Origin of the sequence: Pseudomonas frederiksbergensis (genome assembly GCF_017114915.1) — a bacterium.
Lineage (GTDB): Bacteria > Pseudomonadota > Gammaproteobacteria > Pseudomonadales > Pseudomonadaceae > Aquipseudomonas > Aquipseudomonas frederiksbergensis_I.
Genome location: NZ_JAAUOE010000043.1, coordinates 14686 through 40418, shown reverse-complemented (window position 1 = coordinate 40418; position 25733 = coordinate 14686). Strand labels below are relative to the sequence as shown.

Sequence of the window (25733 nt, the reverse complement as noted above, 5' to 3'; positions counted from 1 at the left end):
AGCGACATTCAGCGCATGGTCATTTCGCGCAATCTTTGAGAAGGAAACCAATACGTGAACTACGAAACGATTTTGCTGGAAACCCACGGCCGCGTCGGCCTGATCACCCTGAACCGCCCGCAAGCGCTGAACGCGTTGAATGCACAGATCGTCAGCGAACTGAACCACGCCCTCGATGGTCTGGAAGCCGATTCGAACATCGGCTGCATCGTGCTGACCGGCTCGAAAAAAGCCTTCGCCGCCGGTGCCGACATCAAGGAAATGGCCGAGCTGACCTACCCGCAGATCTACCTCGACGACCTGTTCAGCGACAGTGATCGCGTGGCCAACCGCCGCAAGCCGATCATCGCCGCGGTCAACGGTTTCGCCTTGGGCGGTGGCTGTGAGCTGGCGCTGATGTGCGACTTCATTCTGGCCGGCGACAACGCAAAATTTGGTCAGCCGGAAATCAACCTCGGTGTGCTGCCAGGCATGGGCGGCACCCAGCGCCTGACCCGCGCCGTGGGCAAGGCCAAGGCCATGGAGATGTGCCTGAGCGGGCGCTTGATCGATGCGGTGGAAGCGGAGCGTTGCGGGATTGTCGCGCGCATCGTGCCGGCGGATGAGCTGGTGGAAGAAGCGCTGAAAGTCGCGGCGCTGATCGCGAAGAAGTCGCTGCCGATTGCGATGATGGTCAAGGAAAGCGTCAACCGCGCCTTTGAAGTCAGCCTGTCCGAAGGCGTGCGCTTTGAGCGCCGGGTGTTCCATGCGGCGTTTGCCACGCAGGATCAGAAGGAAGGGATGGCGGCGTTCATTGCCAAGCGTGAGGCCGAATTCCAAGGCAAGTGATGTAGCGTCCTCACGGACGTCTTCGCGGGCAAGCCTCGCTCCCGTAGGAGCTGGCTTGCCAGCGAAGCTTTTAACGGTCACACCAAATAGTTTTTCAACTCCCTGGCAATCACCATCCGCTGTATCTCGCTCGACCCTTCATAAATCTGCGTGATCCGCGCATCCCGGTAGTAGCGCTCCACCGGGTAATCCTCCAGATACCCATACCCGCCATGAATCTGGATCGCCGACGAGCAGACCTTTTCCGCAATCTCCGAAGCAAACAATTTGGCCTGTGACGCCTCCGACAGACACGGCTTGCCGGCACTGCGCAACCGCGCGGCGTGCAGGATCAGCAAGCGCGCGGCGTTCAGCCGGGTCTGCATGTCGGCCAGCATATTAGCGACGCTTTGGTGTTCGATGATCGGCTTGTCGAACTGCACCCGATCCCGCGCGTAGGCCAGTGCCGCTTCGAACGCCGCACGGGCGATGCCCAGGGCTTGTGCGGCGATGCCGATGCGGCCGCCTTCGAGGTTGGAGAGGGCGATGGCCAGGCCTTTGCCGCGTTCGCCCAGCAGGTTGGCCTCAGGAATCGTGCAGTTGTTCAGGGTGACGGCGCAGGTATCGGAAGCCCGGATGCCCATCTTGTGTTCACTGCGATCGACGATGAACCCCGCTGTTGCGGTCGGCACCAGGAATGCCGAGATCCCGCGTTTGCCCAGCTCTGGATCGGTCACGGCGAAAACGATCGCCAGCTTCGCCCGTTTGCCGTTGCTGACGAATTGCTTGGCGCCGTTGATCACCCACTGGCCGTCACGCAGTTCGGCGCGGGTACGCAGGTTATGGGCTTCGGAACCGGCTTGCGGTTCGGTGAGGCAGAAGCAACCGATGGCCTGACCGCTGGCGAGGTCCGGCAGCCATTCCTGTTTCTGTTCCTCGGTGCCGTAATTGAGCACCGGCCCGCAGCCCACGGAGTTGTGGATGCTCATCAGCGCACCGGTGGCGCCGTCACCGGCGGAAATCTCTTCCACTGCCAGCGCATAGGCCACGTAATCGACGTAGGTGCCGCCCCATTCCTCGGGCACCACCATGCCCAGCAGACCCAATTCGCCCATCTTCGCCACCAGACCGTCATCGATCCAGCCGGCCTTTTCCCAGGCTTGTGCGTGGGGCGCGATTTCGCCTCGGGCAAAATCCCGGGCCATGTCGCGGATCATCACTTGTTCTTCGCTCAATTCGATATCGTGCATGGCTCAGCTCCCGCTCTGGTCAAACCCGGTGAAAAAACTCGCGACGTGCTCGGCGTCCAGCGCCTGCAAGGTCGGCGGGTTCCAGCGCGGGTTCTTGTCTTTGTCGATCAGCAAGGCGCGCACGCCTTCGATCAGGTCGCCGCGTTCGAACCACTGGCGATCCAGGTGCAGTTCGAGGGCGAAGCATTGTTCCAGGCCCAAGTGCCGACCGCGCCGCAGCATGTCCAGGGTCACGCCCATGGCCAGCGGTGAACGGCTTTCCAGCACATCGGCGGTGGCCATGGCCCACTCATGACTGTCGGCGACGGTCACTGCACGCAGTTGTTCCACCATACTCGGCACATCGGGCAGGGCGAAGAAGTGATCGATGGCCGGCCGCAACGCCGCCAGGGGGGCTGCCGGCAATTGTTGCACGGCGAGTTTTGCCAGCAAGCCTTGCAGGTCCTTGAGCGGCGTGTCGTGCCATTGCAGGTGGTCGAGTCGCTCATCCAGCGTGCCCAGCTTTTCGCTGTCCAGGTACCAGTCAGCCAGGCCGCAATAGAGCGCATCGGCGGCGCGGATTTGCACACCGCTGACACCCAGATAAATGCCCAGCTCACCGGGAACGCGCGGCAGGAAGTAGCTGCCGCCGACGTCGGGGAAATAACCGATGGCCACTTCCGGCATCGCCAGGCGGCTGCGCTCGGTGACCACCCGCAAATCGGCGCCTTGCACCAGCCCCATGCCGCCGCCCAGCACAAAGCCGTCCATCAAGGCCAGGACCGGTTTGCGATAGTGATGGAGGGTGAGGTCGAGGGCGTATTCCTCGACGAAGAAGTCTTCGTGCAGTGTGTCGCCGTTTTTGAAACTGTCGTACAGCGAGCGGATATCGCCGCCGGCACAGAAGGCTTTCTCGCCGGCACCGCGCAACACCACCGCGTGCACCTGCGGATCCTGTGCCCAGGCATCGAGCTGCTGTTGCAGGCTGCGGACCATGTCCAGGGTAATGGCGTTGAGGCCGGCGGGGCGATTGAGGGTCAGGTGACCGATGTGATTGCGAACCTCGGCCAACACGTCGTTTTGTGTGGCATCCATGGACTGTGTCCCCGGGGATGAAACCTGAGCAGTCATCACTAACTCCCTGCTTTTATTGTTCTTTATAGAGAAGCTCGCGCGCGAGCGATGCTGGATCGTAACAGTGCAAATTTGTGATGTACAACCGGGATACGTGCAGGTGCTGTCTGCATTTTTGCCTTAAGGGAAGGCAGTGATTTTTTGCTCTTTCTTTTGATCCTTAACCCCATCCGGCCAGCAACGACAGAATCGGCTGTGAAAACCCTTCGTTCAGCGCAGTTGAGCTGTCTGGACAGGGGCTTACGACACCCGTGGCCCCCAGGCAATTGGCATTCTGGCGGTCCATTTCAAGCACTTGCGATCAAGCGCCTGGAATGGACTGCACCCCGACGACTGATTAGACCCAGTCGAAAACAACAACAAATACGGCTGCGGTGAATGCCGCATCGACTCTCTGCCCCTGTCAAAAAGTGTGGTGCGGCGCAGGCGCCAAGCCGCGATAAATCCAAATAATCCGGGACTCTAGAAGATGAATATCAAATGGCTGACCTTACCGGCATTGGCTCTGCTGTGCTGCTCCACCGGCGCCAGCGCCAAAGAGTGGAAAGAGCTGCGCTTTGGTGTGAACCCCAGTTACCCGCCTTTTGAATCCACCACCGCCGATGGCGGCGTGCAAGGGTTCGGCGTGNCGCCGATGGCGGCGTGCAAGGGTTCGGCGTGGACCTGGGCAATGCGATCTGCGCCGAGCTGAAGGTGAAATGCGTATGGGTCAGCAATGACTTCGACGGGCTGATCCCGGCGCTCAAGGCGGGCAAGTTCGACGCCATCGAGTCGTCGATGACCGTGACCGATGCGCGCAAAAAACAGATCGACTTCACCGATCGCCTGTATGCCGGGCCGACCGCCATCGTCACCCGCAAGGACTCCGGCTTGTTGCCCACCGCCGAGTCGCTGCAGGGCAAGACCATCGGTTACATGCAGGGCACGATTCAGGAAACCTACGCCAAGGCCAAACTGGCGCCGGGCGGTGTGAAACTGCGCGCTTATCAGAATCAGGATCAGGTTTACGCCGACCTGGTTTACGGGCGTCTCGATGCATCGATTCAGGACAAGCTGCAAGCGCAGATGAGCTTCCTGCCGTCGCCGCAAGGAGCGGACTTCCAGAACAGCGAAGGCATCAGCGACCCGCTGGTGCCGTCGGAAATCGCCATTGGCGTGCGCAAGGACAACGAAGAACTCAAAGGCATGCTCAACGCCGCCATCAAGGCCCTGCATGAAAAGGGCATCTACGCACAGATCCAGCGCAAGCACTTCGGCGATCTGGACCTCTACAACAACTGATCCTCGCGCCCCGAACGCTGCGTCCTGGTAACAGGCGCAGCGCTTGCAAGCGGGCGCCTCAAGACAGGTGACTGGCGTGAACTCCTTCCTGAATCTGATCGGGGTCGATCTTTCGGCCCTGCAAGGCTATGGCCCCTTATTGCTGCATGGCACCTGGGTCACCCTCAAATTGTCGGCGCTGTCACTGCTGGTGAGCATGGCGCTGGGGCTGCTCGGCGCGGCAGCCAAGCTGTCGCCGCTGAAGCTGTTGAACCTGCCTGCCACTTTCTATACGACGCTGATTCGCGGGGTGCCGGACCTGGTGCTGATGCTGTTGATTTTCTACAGCCTGCAAGGCTGGCTGAGCAGCCTGACCGAGGCCATGGGCTGGGCTTACATGGAAATCGATCCGTTCGTGGCTGGTGTCGTCACCCTGGGTTTCATCTACGGCGCGTATTTCACCGAGACCTTTCGCGGGGCGATCCTCAGCGTGCCAAGCGGCCAGCAGGAAGCCGCCGCGTGCTTTGGCCTGAGCCGCTGGCAGCGGTTTCGCTTCGTGGTGTTCCCGCAGATGATGCGGTTCGCCTTGCCGAGCCTGGGCAACAACTGGCTGGTGCTGCTCAAGGCCACGGCGCTGGTGTCGATCATCGGGTTGTCAGATTTGGTCAAAGTCGCTCAGGAAGCCGGAAAAAGCACTTTCAACATGCTTGATTTCCTGCTGCTGGCAGGGGCGCTGTATCTGTTGATCACCAGCGCGTCGACCTACGTATTGCGTGTGCTTGAACGACGTTATAACCAGGGCGTGCGGGGGATGGCGCGATGATCGAGTTGATTGCCGAATACTGGCAACCCTTTCTGTTCAGCGACGGCTATAGCCTCACTGGATTGGCGATGACCTTGTGGCTGTTGGTGGCAAGCATCGTGATGGGGTTCTTCCTCTCGCTGCCGCTGGCGATCCTTCGAACCTCACGCTGGGGCCTGCTGCGCTGGCCGGTTCAGCTGTTCACCTATGTGTTTCGCGGCACGCCGCTGTATATCCAGCTGCTGATTTGCTACAGCGGGATCTACGGCATTGCCGTGGTCCGCTCGCAACCGCTGCTCGAAGCGTTTTTTCGCGATGCGATGAATTGCACGTTGCTGGCGTTCACGCTCAATACCTGTGCCTACACCGTGGAAATCTTCGCCGGAGCGATTCGCAGCATTCCTTACGGCGAAATCGAGGCCGCCCATGCTTATGGCTTGAGCGGCTGGCGCCTGTATCTGTGCCTGATTCTGCCGTCGGCTTTGCGCCGGGCGCTGCCGTATTACAGCAACGAAGTGATCCTGATGTTGCATGCCACATCGGTGGCGTTTACCGCGACCATTCCCGACATCCTCAAAATCGCCCGGGACGCCAATGCCGCGACGTTCATGACCTTTCAGGCCTTCGGCGTTGCCGGCCTGCTGTACCTCGCACTGTCGTTCGGGCTGGTCGGCGCGTTCCGCCTGGCAGAAAAGCGTTGGTTGAGCTTCCTCGGGCCGGCGCACTAATTCCCCTTTTCATCCAGAGCGGCGTCGAAGCAGGCGCTGCTGCAGGAGACTCATGCATGTACAAACTCTCGGTTGAAAATCTGTACAAACGTTTTGGTGACAATGAAGTGCTCAAGGGCGTCTCGTTGAACGCACAGGCTGGCGATGTGGTGAGCATGATCGGCGCCAGTGGTTCGGGTAAAAGCACCATGCTGCGCTGCATCAACTTTCTGGAGCGGGCGGACGAAGGCGCCATCGTACTGGACGGCGAGCGCATCATCACCCGTCCGGGTGCCGGCGGCATGCGCGTCGCCAATCCGGCGCAATTGCAGCGCTTGCGCACACGCCTGGCGATGGTGTTCCAGCATTTCAATCTGTGGAGCCATCTGACCGTACTGGAAAACATCATACTGGCGCCGTGTCGGGTGCTGGGTGTCAGCCGCAAGGCCGCCGAAGACAGCGCACGAGCGTATCTGGACAAGGTCGGTTTGCCACAACGGGTGGCCGAGCAATACCCGGCGTTTCTGTCCGGCGGTCAGCAACAGCGGGTCGCGATTGCCCGGGCGCTGGCCGTGGAGCCGGAGATTCTGTTGTTCGACGAACCGACCTCGGCCCTCGATCCGGAGCTGGTGGGCGAGGTGTTGAAGGTGATTCAGGCGCTGGCCGAAGAGGGCCGGACCATGTTGATGGTGACCCACGAAATGGGCTTTGCCCGGCAAGTGTCCAGCCAGGTGTTGTTCTTGCATCAGGGGCGGGTCGAGGAGCAAGGTGATGCAACCATCCTCGACCAGCCAAAAAGTGAACGGTTACAGCAATTCCTATCGGGTCGTTTGAAGTGAGGCAAGACGTACATGGCGGATATCCGCGATATGTCGATTGTGCTTGATCGTATTGATCAGGCCATCATCGAAGTGCTGCGCCACGAAGGGCGCATCACTTATCAAAAGCTGTCCGAGCGCGTGCACCTGACGCCCAGGCCGTGCCTGGAGCGGGTGCGCAAGCTCGAACAGCTCGGGGTTATCCGTGGCTACGGCGCGATTCTCGATGAAAAAAAACTGACACCGGGGCTGTCGCTGCTGGTGTTGGTGGCGTTGTCGAACCAGAGTGGGCGGTCGGCGCAAAAGGCCTTTGAGGCCAAGGTCCGTGGTTGTCCGCAGGTGCTGGAATGCCGCTTGATCAGCGGCGCGTTCGACTACAGCCTGCGCATGCGTTGCCGGGACATGGAGCATTACCGGGTGCTGACTGAAGTCTGGTTTGATGACCCGGAATTGCACATTGATAAGCTGGTCAGCCATCCGGAACTGGCGATGGTCAAGACCACGATGGAATAAGCCGTAGCCCTGTAGCAGCTGCCGAGCCTGCGAGGCTACGTTCGGCGGCGTAGCCGTCGTAAATCCTGTATACGCGGTTGTCCTGAAATACCGCATAGCCTGACTTCACGACGGCTTCGCCGTCGAACGCAGCCTCGCAGGCTCGGCAGCTGCTACAGGGGGCCGAATCGGCTGACCCAACCCCGTTTTTCAGCCATTTCCATCACATCGCCAGCCCTTAACAACCGGGTTTTTCCGCCGCCGAAACAGACAATGAGCACCTCTCAACCCTCATTGAATCTGTGCCCATGCAAACCACCAATACCGTTTTGATGATTCGCCCGACACGTTTCTCGTTCAATCAGGACACGGCGGCGAACAACCGTTTCCAGCGCCCGGCCGAGGCGTCCGAGGATGTGCAGCTCAAGGCCTTGCAAGAGTTCGATGGCTACGTCGCCGCGCTGCGCAACCATGGCGTCGAGGTGCTGGTGCATAACGACCGCGAAGCCCCGCACACCCCCGATTCGATCTTCCCCAACAACTGGTGGAGCAGCCACCCCGACGGCACGTTGGTGCTGTACCCGATGCAGGGCCACAACCGGCGTCTGGAGCGCGATAAGGGTGTGCTCGACTGGCTGCGGGACGAATACCGGGTCGAGCAGTTGCTGGATCTTTCCACCCTGGAGCAGCAGGAGGTGTTCCTCGAAGGCACCGGCAGCATGGTTTTGGATCGCCAGCAGCGGATTTGTTACGCCGGCTATTCGACACGCACTCACGTCCGGGCATTGGAGCAACTGGTCGACCATTTGGGTTATGAGCTGTGCGCCTTCAATGCAGTGGACCGCCAGGGCGTGGCGATTTATCACACCAACGTGATGATGAGTGTCGGCACTCGGCTGGCCATTGCGTGCCTGGCCTCCGTCGCTGACCCGGCAGAACGCCTGGCCTTGCGCGCTCGGCTCGAAGCCAGCGGCAAGCAGGTGATCGCCCTGGACTGGGCGCAACTGGAGTCGTTCGCCGGCAACATGCTGGAAGTCCACAACACCGAGGGCGAACCGTTGCTGGTGATGTCGCGCACGGCCTGGCAATCGCTGGATGCCGCTCAGCGCCGCTTGATCGAGACCCACGCCACGCCGCTGCCGGTGAACATCGACACCATCGAACGCATCGGCGGCGGCAGCGCGCGCTGCATGTTGGCCGAAGTCTTTCTATCCAAACGTCAATTTGAACGTCAGCCGAAAGCGGCCCAGGAGCAAGTGCAATGATCGTCCGTCCTGCAACACCGGCAGATTTGCCGGCACTGTTAGCCCTGGCCCATAGCGCCGGGACCGGTTTGACCACCTTGCCGGCCGATGCGGCACGCTTGACCCAGCGCTTGGAATGGGCGGCGAAAACCTTCGCCGGCGAGGCCGAGCGCGCTGATGCCGACTACCTGTTTGTGCTGGAGAACGACCAGCAGCAAGCGATAGGTATTTGCGCGCTGGCGGGCGCTGTCGGTCTGCGCGAGCCTTGGTACAACTATCGACTGGGCCTGTTTGTCGCCGCGTCGAAGAACCTCGGGATCAATCAGCAACTGCCGACGTTGTTCCTTGGCAACGACATGACCGGCCACTCGGAACTGTGTTCACTGTTTTTGCACGCCGATCACCGCAGCGGTCTGAATGGCCGCTTGCTGTCCAAGGCACGCTTCCTGTTTCTGGCAGAGTTTCGTCAGCACTTCGGTGACAAGGTGATCGCTGAGATGCGCGGTTATTCGAACGAAGAGGGTGTCTCTCCGTTCTGGGAAGGTCTGGGCCGGCACTTCTTCAAGATGAATTTCGCCGACGCCGACTACCTGACGGGCCTTGGCAACAAAACCTTTATCGCCGAACTGATGCCCAAGTTTCCGTTGCCCACCTGCCTGTTGCCTGAAGCGGCACGCGCGGTCATCGGTCGCGTGCATCCCAACACCGAACCGGCACTGGGGATGCTCAAGGCGGAAGGCTTCGAGCACCGGGACTACATCGATATCTTTGATGGCGGCCCGCTGATCGAATGCGCCACCGGCGACATCCGCGCGGTGCGCGACAGTCAGGTGTTGCAACTGAGCATCGGCACACCCGGTGAACACGCCGCGACGTACCTGATTCACAACCGCCAGTTTGCCGACTGCCGGATTACCGCAGCCCCGGCGCGGGTCGCCGCCGGGACCTTGATTGTCGATGCGCAGACGGCGAACACATTGGGCTTGAGTGCCGGTGCATCGGTGCGCGCGGTGAGCCTGGCGGTGCCGGTGCGGCAGCAGTCTGCAGCCTAGTGAGTCCTGTGACGAGCTGTGCTCTGTAGCAGCTGGCGCAGCCTGCGTTCGGCTGCGCAGCAGTCGTGAATCCAGCTGATTCGGTCTGCTTGATGTACCGCAATATTTGGTTTTACGACTGCTTCGCAGCCGAACGCAGCCTCGCAGGCTCGGCAGCTGCTACAAGGGGTCAGGGGCTGCCGGTTACACTTCACCACGAAATTGCATCTGCAGCGCCTGGGCGCATAAAAGCAGCGCCCGTTTAGCGTCATCATGTTTCGCCGGGTAATTGATAAAGCCGTGGAGCATGCCCGGATACTCTTTGTGCTGTACCGGCACACCGGCCTCCTTGAGCCGATCTGCATAGGCTCGGCCTTCGTCCCGCAACACATCACGCTCTGAGGTGATGATCAGCGCCTTTGGCAAACCATGCAGGCATTTGCTGCGCAGCGGGGAAAGCCTCGGATCGGCGCGGGACACACCCTCCGGCACATAGTGTTCGATATACCACTCGAGCATTTTTGCGGTCAGCCCGTATCCTTCTGCAAATTCTTCATGGGAAGGATTTTGGGCCAGGCAATCGAGCAAGGGGTAAAGCAGCAGTTGGAACATGAGCCGAGGCTTACCTTGCGCACTGGCCCATTGGCAAATGACCGCCGCGAGTCCTCCACCCGAACCGCCGCCGGCCACCGCCATTCGCGAAGTGTCCAGCCTCAGATTCGCCCCCTGTTCGACAACCCAGTCCGTGGCCGTACAGCAATCTTCCACCGCAGCCGGGAACACATGTTCCGGAGGCCGGGCGTAGTCCACAGCCACCACCGCGCAGCCTGCCCATTCACACATCAGCCGGCAAAAGCCGTCGTGGGTGTCCAGATCGCCGGTGACCCAGCCGCCGCCGTGGAAAAACATCAATACAGCAAAGGGGCCTTGGCCGGGTGGGGTGTAGAGGCGTAGCGGTAGCGGTCGGCCATGGCTCTCGATCAACAGGTCGCGAACGCCGGTCACCAGCGACTTGCGCAACGCTGTTCTGGCGTTTTCTACGCTCAGGAATGTTTCAGTCATCGTTGGACTCCTTACCCGCACGGGCCTGAGTCTCGATCTCAATCAAATATTCAGGGGCGATCAACTTTCTGACTTCCAGAAGCATCGTCGTCGGTGGATGGCCTTCGAAAAACTCCTTGTGTGCCTTGGCTATTTGCGGCCACAAATCCATGTCGGTGGTGTACATACGTGTTGCGGTAATACGGGTGCGGTCCACACCCAGTTGCTTGAGGGACGCTTCAATGATCTCCAGACAGCGCAGAGTCTGGGCATATGCATCACCCGGTTTGAAGGGGTTGCCCTGATCATCGAAAGCCACCGTACCGCCCACCAGAATCGTATCGCCCGCTTTTAAAGCCCTGCAGTAGCAAGCTTTGGATTCCCACGGTGCTGCGGAAAAAACACGTTCAAATTCCATTGTTCAAACTCCTTTGCCCAGATCAATCGGTAGCTCCTTCAAACCCCGGAATTGCAAGTTATTGGTACGCCAGATCGCAGGTTTGCCGGCTATGAGGCTCAACTTGGGAAATCGCTTGAACAGCGAAGTAAAAACAATCTCGGCCTCCAGGCGGAACAAGGCCGTGCCCATGCAGAAATGCTCGCCCCGTCCAAACGCCAGGTGATCGTTGTTCGTGCGGCGGATATCGAACGCGTCGGGGTCGGTGAATTTCGCGGGATCACGATTGGCGGAAGCACGTATCAGGTACACCAGGTCACCTTTTTTCATCGTTACATTGCCGATCGTGACGTCCTCATTGAGCACCCGATGACTCAATGAGCCGGCGGCATCGAAGCGCAGCATCTCTTCAATGGCCGGTTTAACAAGGTTCAGGTCTGCCTTGAGGGCTTCGAGTTGCTCTGGATGCTCAAGCAAGTGCAACAGTCCGATGCAGAGCTGGTCAGCACTGGTGTTGTAGCCTGCGACCAGGATAAAGACGATCTGCGCCAGTACCTCATCATTGCTTGAAGCACTGTCCTGACTGGCCTCAAGCACCCGGCTGACCAGGTCGTCCTCAGGCTGTTTTCGCCGCTGTTCGATGATGGCGGCGAAATACACGTACATTTCCTCAACGCCTTCTAGCGCTTGCTCAGGCCCATAGCCGGGGTCAAGGCTACCGCCCAGGAACATCACAATGTCTTTCATCCAGCGCCGCAGTTTCAACGCCTCTTCACTCGCAATGCCATAGAGCATGGCCAGGATCAGCGCCGGAATGCGGTCGAACAGGTTGGCTTTCAAGTCGGTTGACGGTTCCAGCCGGGACAACTCCCGATCGGTGATGTCTTGAATGCTTTGCCGCAATGATTCGATGGAGCGGGGCGTGAAGGCTTTACCCAGCAGGTTGCGACTGGCCTTGTGAATGTCTCCGTCCTGGGAGTACATCCATTGGGACGCAAGTTTGACGAACGTTGCCAGTTGCCCGCGTTTTTCTGGGGGCACCCGAGCGTCGACCAGTTGTTGCATGCGGTTGGAGGAATAGCGTTTGACATCTCCCTGGGCGGCGAAGACGTCGCAATAGCGGGTCAGAAGCCAAGCCTTTAAGTGATCGCACCAGTACACCGGATGATGGTCTCGCAAGTAGGCGTAGGCGGGGTAGGGATCACGAACCGTGTCGCGATTCGAAAAATCGGGCAGCGATTGAATGTCCATCATCATTGCTCCTCATACAGCGCCATTGTGAATTGCTTGATGTAATCCGCACTGTCAATGGGAGCGCTGACCAGCTCGGGTGGTGGTTTCAATAGGTCGTTTATCAGGGCCAGCTGAGCTTCAGTGGCGTGACGATTCAGGTCGCCGCTGTCGGCGGACAAACCCCATTCGTTCAATTGAGGGGAAAACACCCGCACAAGGTCCTCAAGTGTTTGTGGCGATACGAGCTGATTGCGCTTGCCCTCGTGGATAATCAGACCCAATGCGCGGGCGAACGTCAGCTCCACGGCCTGGCGGTGGGAGATTTCACCTGCATTGCGACACTGTTCGACAATTTTCTTTTCGATGCGCTGGGCGATGTTGCCAGTGGACAGGGAGTCAAAATGCGGGCGGGTCACCGCATCCCTGGCCACCTGGTACGCCAGGACACTGTTGTCGCCTGCGAATGTCACGCTAATCTCGTGATCCATGCACGACGTGACAATCTGGTTGTTATGGTGAAAGCCCTGAGAACCGCAAATTTCCCTGCACGCGCGCATGACACCGAGTCCGACCCAAGTGCCGACACTTTTGGCGACGGCTGCGAGAATGTGCAGTTCGGTGCGCTTGCCCGAGTGATCCCACATTGCCTCGAAGCGCTCCAGGATTGCCTGCTCCAGTAGTTTCAGAGCCAGGGCCTTGAGTTGCTCGACATACAGTCGTTGTCGAATCAGCGGTTTGACCAGGAGCGGTTCGCTGGACGAGGTGGTTTTGACCAAGCGATGACAGGCAAAGCGGTAAGCAAGATAGATGCACAGACTTGCGCCGCCGCGGGCAGCAGCCAGGGGAAACAAACGCTCTTGAATGAACGTTTCCATGGCGCGGGTCAGGCGTTCGCTCTTGGGAACGTCACTGGTAAATAGTCCTGCCTGGGAGAATCTGGCATGCCGTTGCATCATCGCGTCCAGCGGCAGCTTCATCTTGCAGAAACGGATGCCGGCGACTTGATTGGCGTGGATACCGCCCTTGGGATCGCAGGTCATGACCCTGACTCCAGGCAGTAACGGGCCGTTTTCCTGTTTGCGAATCGGCACACGGAACCAGTGAAGTCCCTCGTCCTCGCCGTTGACGATCAAACGTGCCAGCACCATGACCACCTGCGCCGCGTGTAACGCATTGCCGATCCAGAATTTGCAGGCCTCCGGGGAGGGCGAGTTCAAGATCAGACAACGTTGCTGCGGGTCGTGGATGACGGTGGTTTGCAGATTGCGCACATCGGAGCCACTGGCGATCTCCGTGCAGCCAAAGGCATACACCGCGCCCATTTCGATGACTTCCTGACGATAGCGCGCGACTTGCAGCGTATCTCCCTGCGAAAACAATGCGTTGCCGGCAATCATGTGGTCGACGATGGAAGAGAGCAACGCGTAGTCATAAGCGCCGACAATCCCGGTGTGCTCATGCATCTGTCGGAAGTCCGACTGGCGGGGCTGCCCCAACCACATGTCATTGGTGACAAGGCCATCGCGCACAATCGTGCGCATACGTTCGATGGTCACGTCCATGTAGTCGCGCAGCGCAAGATGGTGGCGCTTTCTGGGATCGAACAGGGGAGTGCCCAGCAATTTCAGCAGTGAGTCGCTCATGAAACATTCCTCTCGTAGATTTCGAAAAAACAGTTTCGAAACCACCAGAGTCAGAGAGCTGGCGGGGCAGAGCATACGCGAACGCCTTGCCACAGCAGGCGCAATTTTTCTTGCGGACAGCAGGTTACGCGAAGCAATCGCGGTGTTTTACAAGGAGGTGCGGTTCTGTCAAAGCGCAAAGCCAGCATCGCCACCCAACAACGTTGAGTGTTTCTCCATAGCCAGACTTCCTGTGTCATCGCTACTGGACATTACGGCGAGCCAGACTTCGTAGTGAAAGGCAGACAACTCTGTGCGGTACCCGTTTGACTCTAGCTGCAGATGCTCGACTGGCAAGCGAACGACTTGACCATTGGTCGCGGTCTCGGGCTATGTGCGGCGGGACAAGACTTCGCCGATGCTACGACGCCTGGCATGCAACTCACTGGCATGAATCAACTGCTCGAGGTCTTCAGGCGTGACGTCGTAGAAGGCCTCCATGTCGGCAAGCGCCCGTCGCAGATCTTCGGCGGTGATCGCCTGGCTGTCGGTTGCGGGCATGAGGGGGGTCGGTTCGGCGGGACGTTTGGGGTAATGAATGCGCGTCAGGTTGTTGTAGGCCAATGCGCTGAGCAACATCGTCGAGCCACTGAGCATCACCGGGCCAAGGGCTTTCCAGTCCATGGCGATGGTCGCCGGGTCGGCCAACACCAACAGCAACGCCAGCGCCCCGGCCGGCGGGTGCAGGCAACGCAGCCAGCACATCAGAATCAGCGCCATGCCCGCTGCTAGGCAGGCGCTGCCCAGGGTGCGGCCGAGTACGTGAGCGACCAGCAGCGAGATCACCCCCGCGCAGAGGTAACCGCCAAGAATCGACCACGGCTGGGCCAGTGCGCCGGAGGACACGGCGAACAACAGCACCGCCGAAGCGCCCAGCGGACCGATCAGGTGCAGCGCCACATCGAGGCCGAACACCTGACCGCAAACCCACACGCTGAACATCGTCCCCAGGGCCATGCCGATCGCGGCGCGGCTCCATTCGGAGGGGCGGGTGTTGATGGCGGCGGGAAACCAGCGAGCGAGCATGACGACAATCGATCCTTTGACGAAAACCTGGGCAAAAAAAAGGCTTGTCCGGATACCCGGAAAGCCTTTGAAGTGGTTCCAACTATTGGGGGAGGAACGGCGTACAGTGTGCCGATCATTGCTGATGCTTACAAATTCATATTAATGAGGCTTCAGTGCATTATTTTTGCAGTGTCGTCGGCCACTGTAGCAGCGGCCGAGCCTGCGAGGCTGCGTCCGGCTGCGCAGCAGTCGTGAAATCAGGCACTGCGGTGTTTCAGTCAGTCCGAGGGGAAGGGTTTACGACGACTTCGTCGCCGAACGCAGCCTCGCAGGCTCGGCAGCTGCTACAAGGGATTGACGTGCAGGAGGACGAAATCGTTGTTATCAAAACGTCCGCTCAACACCGGTTGCAAGGCACCCAGCGAAGTCCCTTGCAAGGCCGTATAGTCGCTGCGATCCATCATCAGCCAGGCCGGCCCCGGCAGGGCTTCCAGTTCCTGGATTGACTCGGTGAACACCGGTTGCAAATCCTGCTCGATATTGACCATGAACTTGATCGCCTTGGCGTCCTTGCCCATGCCATGCAGCACCAGCGGCGCGGGGTCTTTCTGAACCTGTGCGAATGCGGCGCGACTGAAGGTTTGCGTGTCGTAAAGCTGACGTTCGACCGGCTCAAACACCAGGATATAAACCGACCACAGCGCCAGGACTGCGCAACAGGCCAGCGCCTCGGCTCGCCCGTTCGAGCGCAACCACATCACCAACGCGATGATCTGCAGGGCCACAAGCACAATCAGTACCGGCACAAAGGCAGCCGGTTGCACTGGCAGACGTCGCTGAGCGATCAGCAATGCGACGATCAATACGCCTGGAATCAACAACCACAGCCCTTGCATCAAGCCTCGCAACCACTCGAACACTCGACCCTGCGCCACCTGAAACGGGTACGCCGCAATGATCGCCGCCATGGGCAGCATCGGCAGCAGGTAACGGGCCTTTTTCGCCTGGGGAATCGATAAGCCAATCATCACGATCAACCCGGCCGCCGCGCAGTATTGCAACAGGCGCAATGCGGGACCGGCCTGGCGTGGATTCGTCAGCCAGACCGCGGCCAATACCAGCAGCGCCAGCGGATAGGCCAGCGCATAGTTGCCCAGCGAACGGGTGAAGTAATACAGCGAACCGCTGACGCCTTCACTGCCATCCATGCGCCCCATGAACTGCATGCGTACCACCTCGTGCATGAAGGCCGGGCCGCCGCTGGCTTCGGCCAGCCACAACAGCACGCCGACACACACCACCAGCAATATGGCCGCCAGCAAGCCGAAACCGAACAACCGCGACCATTGGCGATTGAGCAGGTAGTAGCTGCACAGCATGCCGCAGGGAATCACCAGCCCGAGCGGCCCGCGAATCCCGAAGCCCAACAGCAGCAACGCAAGGATCAGTGGCAACCGACGGGGCATCGCGAAATGATCGGCGGCATAGCCAAGGTAGAACACCGAAAACGCGACGGCCGCCAGCATCAAGTCCTGAGACACGGCACGGGTTTCAGTGACAAACGTACTGGTCATCAGCATCAACGCGATGCTCAGCAGCGCCCAGCGTCTGGAGCAGGGCGCGAGCAACCGATACATCAACGTGACGATCACGGCGGCGGCGATGGCGCTCGGCAACCAGGCGCTGAGGCTGTTGACCTGCCCGAACGGCAGGGACAACAACCAGATGAACAACGTCGACAGCGCCGAGTAATCGGCATAGGGCTGGCCATAGGTGGTCGGGAAAAACGACGGCCCATGGCGCAGCATTTCCTGGGCGAACAGCACGAACCGTGAATCGAAACCGATGGCCGCTTGCTGATAAACCCCGGCGATGAACAGCATCAGTGTCAGCAGCCCTAACCCGAAGGACTGCCGACGAATGCCGGGCGATACCGTGTTCACGCAACGACCGAGGCCGCTGGCCATTGCTGATGGGGAATCGGTAACTTGCACGATTCACCACGGCCCATCGGGAAGTACAGGAAACCGCCGCGGGCCAGGCGCTCGGCGTCGTACAGGTTACGTCCGTCGAAAATCACCGGTGCCTTCAAACGTTGCTGGATCAGGTTGAAGTCCGGCGCCTTGAACTGCTGCCATTCGGTGCAGATGATCAACGCGTCGGCCCCCGCGAGCACCGATTCCGGCGTGCCCATGAGCATCAGCTTCGGTTCCTCAGGATAAAGCTGTTGGGTTTCCTGCATGGCTTCCGGGTCGAACGCCCGTACATTGGCGCCGGCAGCCCACAGCGATTCCAGCAGCACCCGGCTCGGCGCATCGCGCATGTCGTCGGTGTTGGGCTTGAAGGCCAGGCCCCACACGGCGAAGCTCTTGCCGCGCAAATCGCCCTTGTAGAAGGCTTGGATGCGTTCGAACAGTTTGTGTTTCTGCCGCTGGTTGATGGCTTCCACCGCTTGCAGCAGGTCGCTGGAGCAATGGGCCTCTTCGGCACTGTGAATCAGCGCGCGCATGTCCTTGGGGAAACACGAGCCGCCGTAACCGCAGCCGGGATAGATGAAGTGGTAACCGATGCGCGAATCGGCACCGATGCCCAGCCGCACCGACTCGATGTCGGCGCCCAGGTGTTCAGCCAGCTCGGCGATCTGGTTGATGAAACTGATTTTGGTCGCCAGCATGCAGTTGGCGGCGTATTTGGTCAGCTCGGCGCTGCGCAGGTCCATGAACATGATGCGGTCGTGGTTACGGTTGAACGGAGCGTAAAGGTCGCGCATCACATCGCGCACCTCATCGCGTTCACAGCCGATGATGATGCGGTCAGGGCGCCGGCAATCGGCCACGGCCGAACCTTCTTTCAAAAACTCCGGATTGGAGACGATATCGAACTGCAACAGCCGGCCGACCTTGAGCAGACACTTCTCGATATGCGCACGCAGGGTATCGCCCGTGCCCACCGGCACCGTGGATTTCTCCACCAGGATCACCGGCTGTTCACGATGACGCGCCACCGTTTCACCCACGGACAACACGTATTGCAGATCCGCCGAACCATCCTCCCGGGACGGTGTGCCGACAGCGATGAACAGCACCTGGCCATGTTGCACCGCGAACTTTTCGTCCGTGGTGAATTGCAGCCGCCTGGCTTCCAGGCTTTCACGCACCAGGCTGGCCAGCCCCGGCTCGAAGATGCTGACATGGCCTTGTTGCAGCAACGCAACTTTCTTCTCGTCAATGTCCATGCACACCACGTCATGGCCGACTTCAGCCAGCACCGCGGCTTGCACCAGGCCAACGTAACCGCTACCGAACACACTGATTTTCATGGGGCTCTCCTGAGATTGGGCGCGTGAGGAGGTCGAGAGTTGATGGTGATGACGCCGAGGATGACCAACGCCACCCCCAGGGTTTTTGAAAGACTGAAAGTTTCGTTGAACAGCGGCAGGCTGGAGGCCAGCACATACACCAGCGCGTAGCTGATGCTCAGCAGTGAGTAGGCCCGGCCCAGGGGCACATCCCGCAGGGCGGCGAGCCAGGTGAGCATCGACACCGCATAGGCGAGGATGGCGGTCAGCACGACAATCACAGCGGACACATCGACGCTGCCGCTGCTCAAGGCCGCTAACCATTGTTCCGGATGCGGCAGACGGGTCATGCTCCAGCGCATGCCCAACTGCGCAGCGGTGCCCAGCAGCATGCTGCCGAAGGCGAAGGCGATTCCGCGACGCAGGCTCATGCGTGTTGCCCCAGCAGCACCACGCCACCGATCACCAGCGCCACGCCCAACCAGTGACGGCGGTCGATGGTTTCGTGAAAGACGAAGCGGGCGACCAGGGTGATCAGCACGAAATTCAGGCTGAGCATGGGGTAAGCGATACCGACTTCGAGGCGCTGCAACACCAGCAGCCAGACCAGCAGGCCCAGCCCCAAAGAGGCGAACGCCAGCCACAACCACGGCGAGCGCAGTTTCTCGCCCCAGCCCGAGGTTTTGCCGCGCCAGCTCTCCACGGCGTACTTCTGGGCGATCTGGCCCAGGCAGGTCAGCAAGCAGGCAGCCAGTAGCAGCAACAGGCTCATGACGCCCCCTGAGGGAAGATCAGAATCACCAGGTTGCCTTGTTCATAACGTTGGCCATCCTTGGGCAGCCGTTCGATTTCTTGCAGTTCGTCATCCCCCTTGACCCGCATCACCACGCCGACCGAGCCGTTTTGGCGGGCTTCGCGCATCCACTGTTGCACGTGATCGACGTCGACGCGCTGCTGTATGCCATCAGGATAGGCGAGGCCATATTTCAATTCGCCTATCGTGTTGTACAACGCCACGTCAGGGCGTTTCAGGCGCCAGGCCAGGGCCGAAGCGGCGCCCAGGTCGTTGCTCAACAGCTTGTGGGTTTGCGCCAGCTCCGGGGCGTGGTGGAGGATGAACTGGTCGGGCATCTTGTTCGTCACCAGCGAGTCGGGCATCCCGGCCGGCAGCACGCCGATCAGCAGCAAACTGCCGAAGGCCGGTGCCGTCCAGCATTGCAAGGGGCGGAAGGCCTGCAGCAGGTTGGTCATGATCCAGCCGATCAACCCGATAAACACCAACACCAGGTTGTGCAGTTCATGGTCGTACAACGGCTTTTTCAGTTGCAGCCAGACCAGCGCAGTCAGGGCGGCCAGACCCAGCGTCAGATTCAGCAGGCCGTTGATCCCCAGCACACGACCCTGTTCCAGCCTCAGGCGGTCCGCCAGGGTATGGCCCAGCAGCAACGCCAGGGGCAACAGGCAGGGCATGATGTAGGTCGGCAGCTTGCCGTTGCTCAGGCTGAAAAACAGCAAGGGCATTAGCAGCCACAGCAGCAGGAAAGCGATTTGGGTCTGACGCCGGGTTTGCCACGCCTGTTTCAGCGCCGATGGCAGCAACGCCGCCCACGGCAGACTGAACGCCACCAGCAGCGGCAGGTAGAACCACCAGGGTGCATCATGCTGGGCGTCGTCCCCGGCGAAGCGGCGAATGTGTTCGTGCCAGAAGAAAAACCGCCAGTAATCGGGCTCCTGCGCGTGCACCGCCAAGGCCCACGGCAGGCTTACCGCGATGGCCACGACGATCGCCACCGGGCCGTAAGTCAGCAGTTCCCGCCAGCGTTTCTGCCAGAGCACCCAGGGCAGGGCGACCAGCACCGGCAACGCCCAGGCGAGAAACCCCTTGGTCATGAAGCCCATGCCGCAGGCCAGCCCCAGTACCGCCCAACCGAGCAGACGCTGGCCACGGCTGGCGCTGTCCAGCGCAAACCACAACGCCACCAGGCTCAGGTTGACCCAGAAGGTGAACTGCGGATCAAGGTTGGCGTAGCCGGCTTGCCCGGCGACGATCGTAAAACTCATGTACAGCAGCGCGCAGGCGAAACGCTTGCGCGGCTCGTTCCACAGTCGGTGGGCGATCAGATAACACAGCAGCACGCTCAGCCCGGTGCTCAGCACCGAGGCGATGCGCACGCCAAACAGATTGTCGCCAAACAGCGCCTGGCCGATGGCGATCATCCAGTAGCCCGCGATGGGCTTTTCGAAGTAACGCAGGCTCATGAAGTGCGGCGACACCCAGTTACCGCTCAGCAGCATGTCCTGGCTGATCTGGGCGTAACGGGTTTCGTCGGGAATCCATAAGCCATGGGTGCCCAGCGGCAACAAGTACGCCAGCGCCATCACCACCAGCAACAACGGCAGAGCCCAGGGTTTGCTCATGCGTCTTGAACCCCTAGCCAGCCTTCACGACCTTCAAGGGCGCCGCGCACAACCTGGCCTTTCGGCAAGATGACGAGGGCCTCAGGCAACAGATCGCCCAAGGGTTGGAAATGAATGTCGCGTTGGCGAGCATCGGCCAGTAACTGGCGAAAATCGTTGGCCATCAGAATCCCTTCTACTTCGGCATGAATAGTGTAGACGTTGAGTTTTTGCGGGCTGAATCGCTCAAGAATGAAGGCGTTGAAGTCCTTGGCCGCGACGGTCGGACCGACCACCTCGTCGAAGGTCGGCAGATCCACCGGAATCTGCGGCGCCCCCGGACGGCCATCGGCCAAAGTCGGCCGGAACAGGCGCTGGCCTCGACAATCGCTGTTGTAGCGAAAGCCGAACCCTTGCTTGGCTTCGATCACACGCTCGTCCGCCCGCCAACCGGCGGATGCCGAGCATTCGACTTTTTGCCCGAGAATGTCACTGAGGCTGTCGACGCCACGGCGAATCTGCTCGATCAGTTGCGCTTGGCTCCAGCGTCCGGCATTGGCCTGCCAGCCGTGGTGATCCCAGGCGTGCAGGCCGACTTCGTGCCCGGCCGCCTGGGCCTGACGCATCAAGTGCCCGAGGTCGCGACCGATCGGTTTGCCCGGCCACGCGGTGCCGGCCAGCAAAATGTCCCAGCCATACAGGCCAGCGGCGTTGGAGCGGAGCATTTTCCAGAGGAAGTGCGGGCGGATCAGGCGCCACAAGTGGCGCCCCATGTTGTCCGGCCCGACGCTGAAAAAAAACGTCGCCTTGACCTGCGCTTCATCGAGCATTTCCAGTAGCCGCGGCACCCCCTCACGGGTGCCTCGGTACGTGTCGACATCAATTCGAAGGCCTGCCTGCATCAACGTTTTTTATCCGCGATTTCGAGCATGGCCTCGCGCAGGAAGAAGTCCAGCGTGTTGCCGATGGTCTCCTTCATCTCCACGGTTGGTGCCCAGTCCAGCAGGCGTTTGGCATTGGCGATGCTCGGTTTGCGGTGAGACACGTCCTGATAGCCAGTGCCATAGAAGGCCTTGCTTTCGATATCGCGGAAACCGGCGAACGGCGGGAAGTTGCTGCGCAACGGGTGCGCTTCGAACTGACGCAGCAGTTCTTCGCCCAACTGACGAATGCTGGCTTCGTTGTCCGGGTTGCCGATGTTGATGATCTGGCCGTTGCAGGCGTCGTTGTCGTTATCGATGATCCGCGCCAGGGCTTCGACACCATCGGCGATGTCGGTGAAGCAGCGTTTTTGCTCACCGCCGTCGAACAGGCGAATCGGCGTGCCTTCCACCAAGTTCAGGATCAACTGGGTGATGGCCCGGGAACTGCCGATGCGCGCCGAGTCCAGACGGTCCAGGCGTGGCCCCATCCAGTTGAAAGGGCGGAACAGGGTGAAGTTCAGGCCTTTCTGGCCGTAGGCCCAGATCACTCGGTCAAGCAACTGCTTGGAGATCGAGTAGATCCAGCGTTGCTTGTTGATCGGCCCGACCACCAGGTTGGAGCTGTCTTCGTCGAAGTTACTGTCCTGGCACATGCCATAGACTTCCGAGGTCGACGGGAAGATCACGCGCTTGTTGTATTTGACGCAGTAGCGAACCAGTTTCAGGTTCTCTTCGAAATCCAGTTCGAATACCCGCAGCGGATTGCGGGTGTATTCGATCGGCGTGGCAATCGCCACCAGCGGCAGGACCACGTCACATTTCTTGATGTGGTATTCGATCCACTCGGAGTGGATGCTGATATCGCCTTCGACGAAGTGGAAACGCGGATGACTGCGCAGGCGCTCGATGGCATCCGAGCCGATGTCCAGGCCATACACTTCATAACGGTCGTCACGCAGCAGGCGCTCGGACAGGTGATTGCCGATGAAGCCGTTGACGCCGAGGATCAGCACTCGGGTGCGACGCGGTGCACGGCCCGATTCGGCGCCACGCAGCACCGAGCCATCGACCAGCCCCAGTTCGTTGGCCAGTTGTGGGCCGTTGAGGTACAGGCCGTTGTCGTTGCGCTGGCCGGCGTTGATCACCAGCGAGTCTTCGCCGCAGGCGATTCGCAGTGGATCGACGCTGATGACCCGGCCGGGTGCCTGGCCTTCGTTGCCCTTGACGACGTCCGCGCTCCAGATAATCAACGTGTGCTCGCCCACGGCGCAGAACGCACCCGGGTAAGGCTGGGTCACGGCACGCACCAGATTGAACAGTTCTTCAGCCGGTTTGTTCCAGAGCAATTTGCCGTCCGCCGGGGTGCGACGGCCAAACACCGTGGCTTGGGATTCGTCCTGTGGGGTTTCGCTGAATGTGCCCTGAAGCAACGCCGGCAAGGTGTCGCGCAGCAGATCGGTGGCGGCCAGGCGCAATTTGCCGTGCAGGCTCAGCGCGGTGTCGGTGCGCTCGATCGCTACCGGTTGCTGGGCGATGATCGCGCCGGCGTCGGCCCGTTTGACCATGCGGTGCAGGGTCACGCCGGTCTCGGTTTCACCGTTGACCAGCACCCAGTTGGCCGGCGCGCGCCCACGGTAGCGCGGCAGCAGCGAACCGTGCAGGTTGAAGGCGCCTTTACTGGCCGTGGCCAACAGGGATTCGCTCAGCAGATGGCGGTAGTAGAACGAGAACAGGTAATCGGGATTGAGTTTGCTGATGCGCTCGATCCACAGCGGGTGGTTGGCGTCTTCCGGGGCGTGTACCGGGATGCCGTTGCGCGCGCACAGTTGTGCCACCGAGCCGTAGAAAGTGTTTTCCTTCGGGTCGTCGGGATGAGTGAACACGGCGGCAATCTCGTAATCGCTGGCAAGCAGGGTTTCGATGCCGGCACAGCCAATATCGTGATAAGCGAAGACAACTGCTTTTGCACTCATGAGAGAACCTGATCTGAAGAAGTGAAAGTGAGACCGTCGACGGTGACAACGGGAGCAGGGGCAGAGGGGGTACTACGCAAAACCCTTTCGATAAAGAACCGTGGACGGGCCCTCACATCGCTGTACATGCGCCCCAGGTACTCGCCCAGCAGGCCCATGCCGATGAATTGCCCGCCGGTGAAAACGAACAGCACCGCAAACAGCACAAACAGGCCGTCGCCAGCCCACTCGGCGCCAAAGACCAGGCGCAGCACGATCAGCATGAAAGCGAACAGCATGCCCAGGCCGGCCATGCCGAAGCCGACGATGCTCAGCAATCGCAGCGGTGTGGTGGTCATGCAGGTGATCAGGTCGAACATCAGGCTGATCAGGCGCATCGGGCTGTATTTGGATTCGCCGTGTTCGCGCTCGGCGTGGGGCACCAGAATTTCCGTGGTGTGGCGGGCGAAGCTGTTGGCCAGGATCGGGATGAAGGTGCTGCGTTCGCGGCAGGCGAGCATGGCGTCGACGATGGTCCGGCGATAGGCGCGCAACATGCAGCCGTAGTCGCTCATGGCAACGCCGGTGGAGCGCTGCACGGCGAGGTTGATCAGCTTCGACGGCCAGCGGCGCAAGGCCGAGTCCTGACGGTTGTTGCGCACCGTGGCGACCACGTCGTAGCCCAGTTCGGCCTGGGCCACCAGCCGCGGGATTTCTTCCGGCGGGTTTTGCAGGTCAGCGTCGAGGGTGATGACCACGTCGCCCTTGCACTGTTCGAACCCGGCCATGATTGCCGCATGCTGGCCATAGTTGCGGTTGAGAATGACCGCCACCACCGGGCTGCACTCGCGACTGGCAGCGTCCTCGAGGATCTGCGCCGAGTGGTCGCGGCTGCCGTCGTCGACCAGCACAATTTCGTAGTCCTGGTGCAGTTGCAGGCACGCCGCTTCGGTGCGCCTGAGCAACTCGGGCAGGCTGTCCTGCTCGTTGTAGACCGGGATGACGATTGATACGCAACGGATCGGATAAGGTTTCACAGGCTTGCATCCAGTGTGTTTTCAATGGCGCCGACGACACGATCGACATCATCGGTGGTCATGTCGGGGAACAACGGGATCGAACACAGCCGCGCCGAGTTCCATTCGGTGTTGGGCAGGTAGAGGTTGGGAAAACGCTGGCGGTACCAGGTGTGCAGGTGGGTGGCGATGAAGTGAATGCCGGTGCCGATGTTCTGTTCCTGCAACGCCTTCATGAACGCTTCGCGGTCCAGCCCGCAGCGTTCGGCGTCGATGCGCAGGATGAACAGGTGCCAGGCGTGCTGCTGCGCATACGCTGGAACGGCCAGCGGTTGTACCGGCAAACCTTCCAGGCGTTGCAGGTAAGTCTGGGCCAGCTCCGTGCGCTTGGCGTTGATCGCGTCCAGACGCTCCAATTGCACCAGGGCAATGGCCGCGTTGATGTCGGCCAGGTTGTACTTGAAGCCAGGCTCCATTACCTGAGCCTGAGGTTTGCGGCCGTGGGTGAGGCGGTCGTAGGCGTCCACGCCCAAGCCATGAAACTTGAGCATGCGCACGCGATTGGCCAGGGCTTCATCGTCGCTGACGAACATCGCGCCCTCGGCGCAGGTCATGTTCTTGATCGCATGGAACGAGAAGATCGCCGTGCCCTGGGCACCGACGTGCCGACCTTTATAGCAAGTGCCCGCCGCGTGAGCCGCGTCTTCGATGACGGCGATGCCCTGTTTGTCGGCCAACGCGTAGAGCGGATCGAGGTCGAACGCCGCGCCGGCGTAATGCACCGCAATGATTGCCTTGGTGCGAGGCGTGATTGCCGCTTCGATGCTCGCCAGGTCGCTCATTAATGTATGACGGTCAACGTCGACGAAAACCGGCGTCGCCCCGAGCAGGCAGATTATGTTGGCGGTCGACACCCAGGTCTGCGACGGTGTGATGACTTCGTCGCCGGGACCGATGCCCAATGCCAGTAAGGTGATGTGCATGCCACCGGTGGCCGAAGACAATGCGACGGCATGTCGACAGCCGATATAGTTGGCAAAGTGTTCTTCCAGTTGCTGGTTTTTCGGCCCGGTAGTGATCCAGCCCGAGCGCAATACTTGCACTACCGCGGCTATTTCTTCATCGCCGATACAGGGGCGCGAGAAGGGGAGAAACGCCTGACTCATAGTAAACTCCGGGCGAACGAATCCTTCAGCGTAATCGCCGAAAGCAGCATGTTTTCAAGGGCTTGGCCGATAGACCAAGAAGCCATCAATTGACTT

23 protein-coding genes and 1 pseudogene are annotated in these 25733 nt (G+C 60.3%); 8 read left to right on the top strand and 16 right to left on the bottom strand.

The features are described 5' to 3' along the window. Positions 1 to 54: 54 nt before the first annotated feature. Positions 55 to 828, top strand: a complete 774-nt coding sequence (locus HCU66_RS23255; RefSeq protein ID WP_205890775.1) for an enoyl-CoA hydratase — start codon at positions 55 to 57, stop codon at positions 826 to 828. 77 nt (positions 829 to 905) lie between these two features. Here the strand turns inward: HCU66_RS23255 and HCU66_RS23250 are convergent, their stop codons facing one another. Both HCU66_RS23250 and HCU66_RS23245 read right to left on the bottom strand, forming a co-directional pair. Beyond that, positions 906 to 2057, bottom strand: a complete 1152-nt coding sequence (locus tag HCU66_RS23250) for an acyl-CoA dehydrogenase family protein (protein WP_205890774.1) — start codon at positions 2055 to 2057, stop codon at positions 906 to 908. Positions 2058 to 2060: 3 nt separating this feature from the next. Continuing rightward, positions 2061 to 3167 (bottom strand): enoyl-CoA hydratase/isomerase family protein, encoded by a 1107-nt coding sequence (locus HCU66_RS23245; RefSeq protein WP_205890773.1) that lies wholly within the window; start codon positions 3165 to 3167, stop codon positions 2061 to 2063. Between the two features lie 472 nt (positions 3168 to 3639). Here HCU66_RS23245 and HCU66_RS23240 point away from each other — a divergent pair. The 7 genes and pseudogenes from HCU66_RS23240 to astA all read left to right on the top strand — a co-directional run bounded on the left by HCU66_RS23240 (position 3640) and on the right by astA (position 9545). Beyond that, positions 3640 to 4451: pseudogene (locus HCU66_RS23240) on the top strand (transporter substrate-binding domain-containing protein). A gap of 76 nt (positions 4452 to 4527) precedes the next feature. Then, positions 4528 to 5253 carry an ABC transporter permease subunit gene (locus tag HCU66_RS23235; protein ID WP_205890772.1) on the top strand — a complete coding sequence of 242 codons (726 nt, stop codon included), beginning with the start codon at positions 4528 to 4530 and terminating at the stop codon, positions 5251 to 5253. Next, positions 5250 to 5960, top strand: coding sequence for an ABC transporter permease (locus HCU66_RS23230; protein WP_205890771.1), 711 nt, complete (start codon positions 5250 to 5252; stop codon positions 5958 to 5960). Before HCU66_RS23235 ends, HCU66_RS23230 begins: the two co-directional genes overlap by 4 nt. A gap of 56 nt (positions 5961 to 6016) precedes the next feature. Then, positions 6017 to 6778 carry an ABC transporter ATP-binding protein gene (locus HCU66_RS23225; protein ID WP_205890770.1) on the top strand — a complete coding sequence of 254 codons (762 nt, stop codon included), beginning with the start codon at positions 6017 to 6019 and terminating at the stop codon, positions 6776 to 6778. Positions 6779 to 6790: 12 nt separating this feature from the next. Then, positions 6791 to 7270 (top strand): Lrp/AsnC family transcriptional regulator, encoded by a 480-nt coding sequence (locus tag HCU66_RS23220; protein WP_205890769.1) that lies wholly within the window; start codon positions 6791 to 6793, stop codon positions 7268 to 7270. A 287-nt stretch (positions 7271 to 7557) separates the two neighbouring features. Beyond that, positions 7558 to 8514 (top strand): citrulline utilization hydrolase CtlX, encoded by a 957-nt coding sequence (gene ctlX / locus HCU66_RS23215; protein WP_205890768.1) that lies wholly within the window; start codon positions 7558 to 7560, stop codon positions 8512 to 8514. Next, a complete protein-coding gene (astA, locus tag HCU66_RS23210; RefSeq protein WP_205890767.1) occupies positions 8511 to 9545 on the top strand; it encodes an arginine N-succinyltransferase in 1035 nt (344 codons plus the stop codon). The genes ctlX and astA overlap by 4 nt, the downstream gene beginning before the upstream one ends. A 183-nt stretch (positions 9546 to 9728) precedes the next feature. On the opposite strand, the gene HCU66_RS23205 is transcribed toward astA, so the two are convergent. The 14 genes from HCU66_RS23205 to arnB all read right to left on the bottom strand — a co-directional run bounded on the left by HCU66_RS23205 (position 9729) and on the right by arnB (position 25637). Beyond that, the gene (locus HCU66_RS23205; protein WP_205890766.1) at positions 9729 to 10586 is read right to left on the bottom strand and encodes an alpha/beta hydrolase; all 858 of its coding nucleotides are present in this window, start codon (positions 10584 to 10586) and stop codon (positions 9729 to 9731) included. Next, a complete protein-coding gene (locus HCU66_RS23200; RefSeq protein ID WP_205890765.1) occupies positions 10579 to 10983 on the bottom strand; it encodes a RidA family protein in 405 nt (134 codons plus the stop codon). The genes HCU66_RS23205 and HCU66_RS23200 overlap by 8 nt, the downstream gene beginning before the upstream one ends. A gap of 3 nt (positions 10984 to 10986) precedes the next feature. Continuing rightward, positions 10987 to 12213 (bottom strand): cytochrome P450, encoded by a 1227-nt coding sequence (locus HCU66_RS23195; protein WP_205890764.1) that lies wholly within the window; start codon positions 12211 to 12213, stop codon positions 10987 to 10989. Between the two features lie 2 nt (positions 12214 to 12215). Further along, entirely contained in the window at positions 12216 to 13838 is a 1623-nt protein-coding gene (locus HCU66_RS23190) for an acyl-CoA dehydrogenase family protein (protein ID WP_205890763.1), read from the bottom strand. A 369-nt stretch (positions 13839 to 14207) separates the two neighbouring features. Next, positions 14208 to 14903 (bottom strand): HPP family protein, encoded by a 696-nt coding sequence (locus tag HCU66_RS23185; protein WP_205890762.1) that lies wholly within the window; start codon positions 14901 to 14903, stop codon positions 14208 to 14210. A 326-nt stretch (positions 14904 to 15229) separates the two neighbouring features. Then, on the bottom strand, positions 15230 to 16852 hold the full coding sequence (locus HCU66_RS23180) for an ArnT family glycosyltransferase (RefSeq protein ID WP_205890776.1): 1623 nt from the start codon (positions 16850 to 16852) through the stop codon (positions 15230 to 15232). Further along, a complete protein-coding gene (locus HCU66_RS23175) occupies positions 16825 to 18204 on the bottom strand; it encodes a UDP-glucose dehydrogenase family protein (RefSeq protein WP_205890761.1) in 1380 nt (459 codons plus the stop codon). The genes HCU66_RS23180 and HCU66_RS23175 overlap by 28 nt, the downstream gene beginning before the upstream one ends. Then, the gene (gene arnF / locus HCU66_RS23170; protein WP_205890760.1) at positions 18201 to 18614 is read right to left on the bottom strand and encodes a 4-amino-4-deoxy-L-arabinose-phosphoundecaprenol flippase subunit ArnF; all 414 of its coding nucleotides are present in this window, start codon (positions 18612 to 18614) and stop codon (positions 18201 to 18203) included. The genes HCU66_RS23175 and arnF overlap by 4 nt, the downstream gene beginning before the upstream one ends. After that, complete coding sequence (arnE, locus tag HCU66_RS23165; RefSeq protein WP_205890759.1) at positions 18611 to 18955, bottom strand: 4-amino-4-deoxy-L-arabinose-phosphoundecaprenol flippase subunit ArnE; 345 nt, start codon at positions 18953 to 18955, stop codon at positions 18611 to 18613. The genes arnF and arnE overlap by 4 nt, the downstream gene beginning before the upstream one ends. Next, positions 18952 to 20601 (bottom strand): lipid IV(A) 4-amino-4-deoxy-L-arabinosyltransferase, encoded by a 1650-nt coding sequence (gene arnT, locus HCU66_RS23160; RefSeq protein ID WP_205890758.1) that lies wholly within the window; start codon positions 20599 to 20601, stop codon positions 18952 to 18954. The genes arnE and arnT overlap by 4 nt, the downstream gene beginning before the upstream one ends. Then, positions 20598 to 21482: a 4-deoxy-4-formamido-L-arabinose-phosphoundecaprenol deformylase gene (gene arnD, locus HCU66_RS23155; protein ID WP_205890757.1), complete on the bottom strand. Its 885-nt coding sequence runs from the start codon at positions 21480 to 21482 to the stop codon at positions 20598 to 20600. The genes arnT and arnD overlap by 4 nt, the downstream gene beginning before the upstream one ends. Next, entirely contained in the window at positions 21482 to 23476 is a 1995-nt protein-coding gene (gene arnA / locus HCU66_RS23150) for a bifunctional UDP-4-amino-4-deoxy-L-arabinose formyltransferase/UDP-glucuronic acid oxidase ArnA (RefSeq protein ID WP_205890756.1), read from the bottom strand. Before arnA ends, arnD begins: the two co-directional genes overlap by 1 nt. Beyond that, positions 23473 to 24492 (bottom strand): undecaprenyl-phosphate 4-deoxy-4-formamido-L-arabinose transferase, encoded by a 1020-nt coding sequence (arnC, locus tag HCU66_RS23145; protein ID WP_205890755.1) that lies wholly within the window; start codon positions 24490 to 24492, stop codon positions 23473 to 23475. The genes arnA and arnC overlap by 4 nt, the downstream gene beginning before the upstream one ends. Next, a complete protein-coding gene (gene arnB / locus HCU66_RS23140; protein WP_205890754.1) occupies positions 24489 to 25637 on the bottom strand; it encodes a UDP-4-amino-4-deoxy-L-arabinose aminotransferase in 1149 nt (382 codons plus the stop codon). Before arnB ends, arnC begins: the two co-directional genes overlap by 4 nt. Positions 25638 to 25733 lie beyond the last annotated feature (96 nt).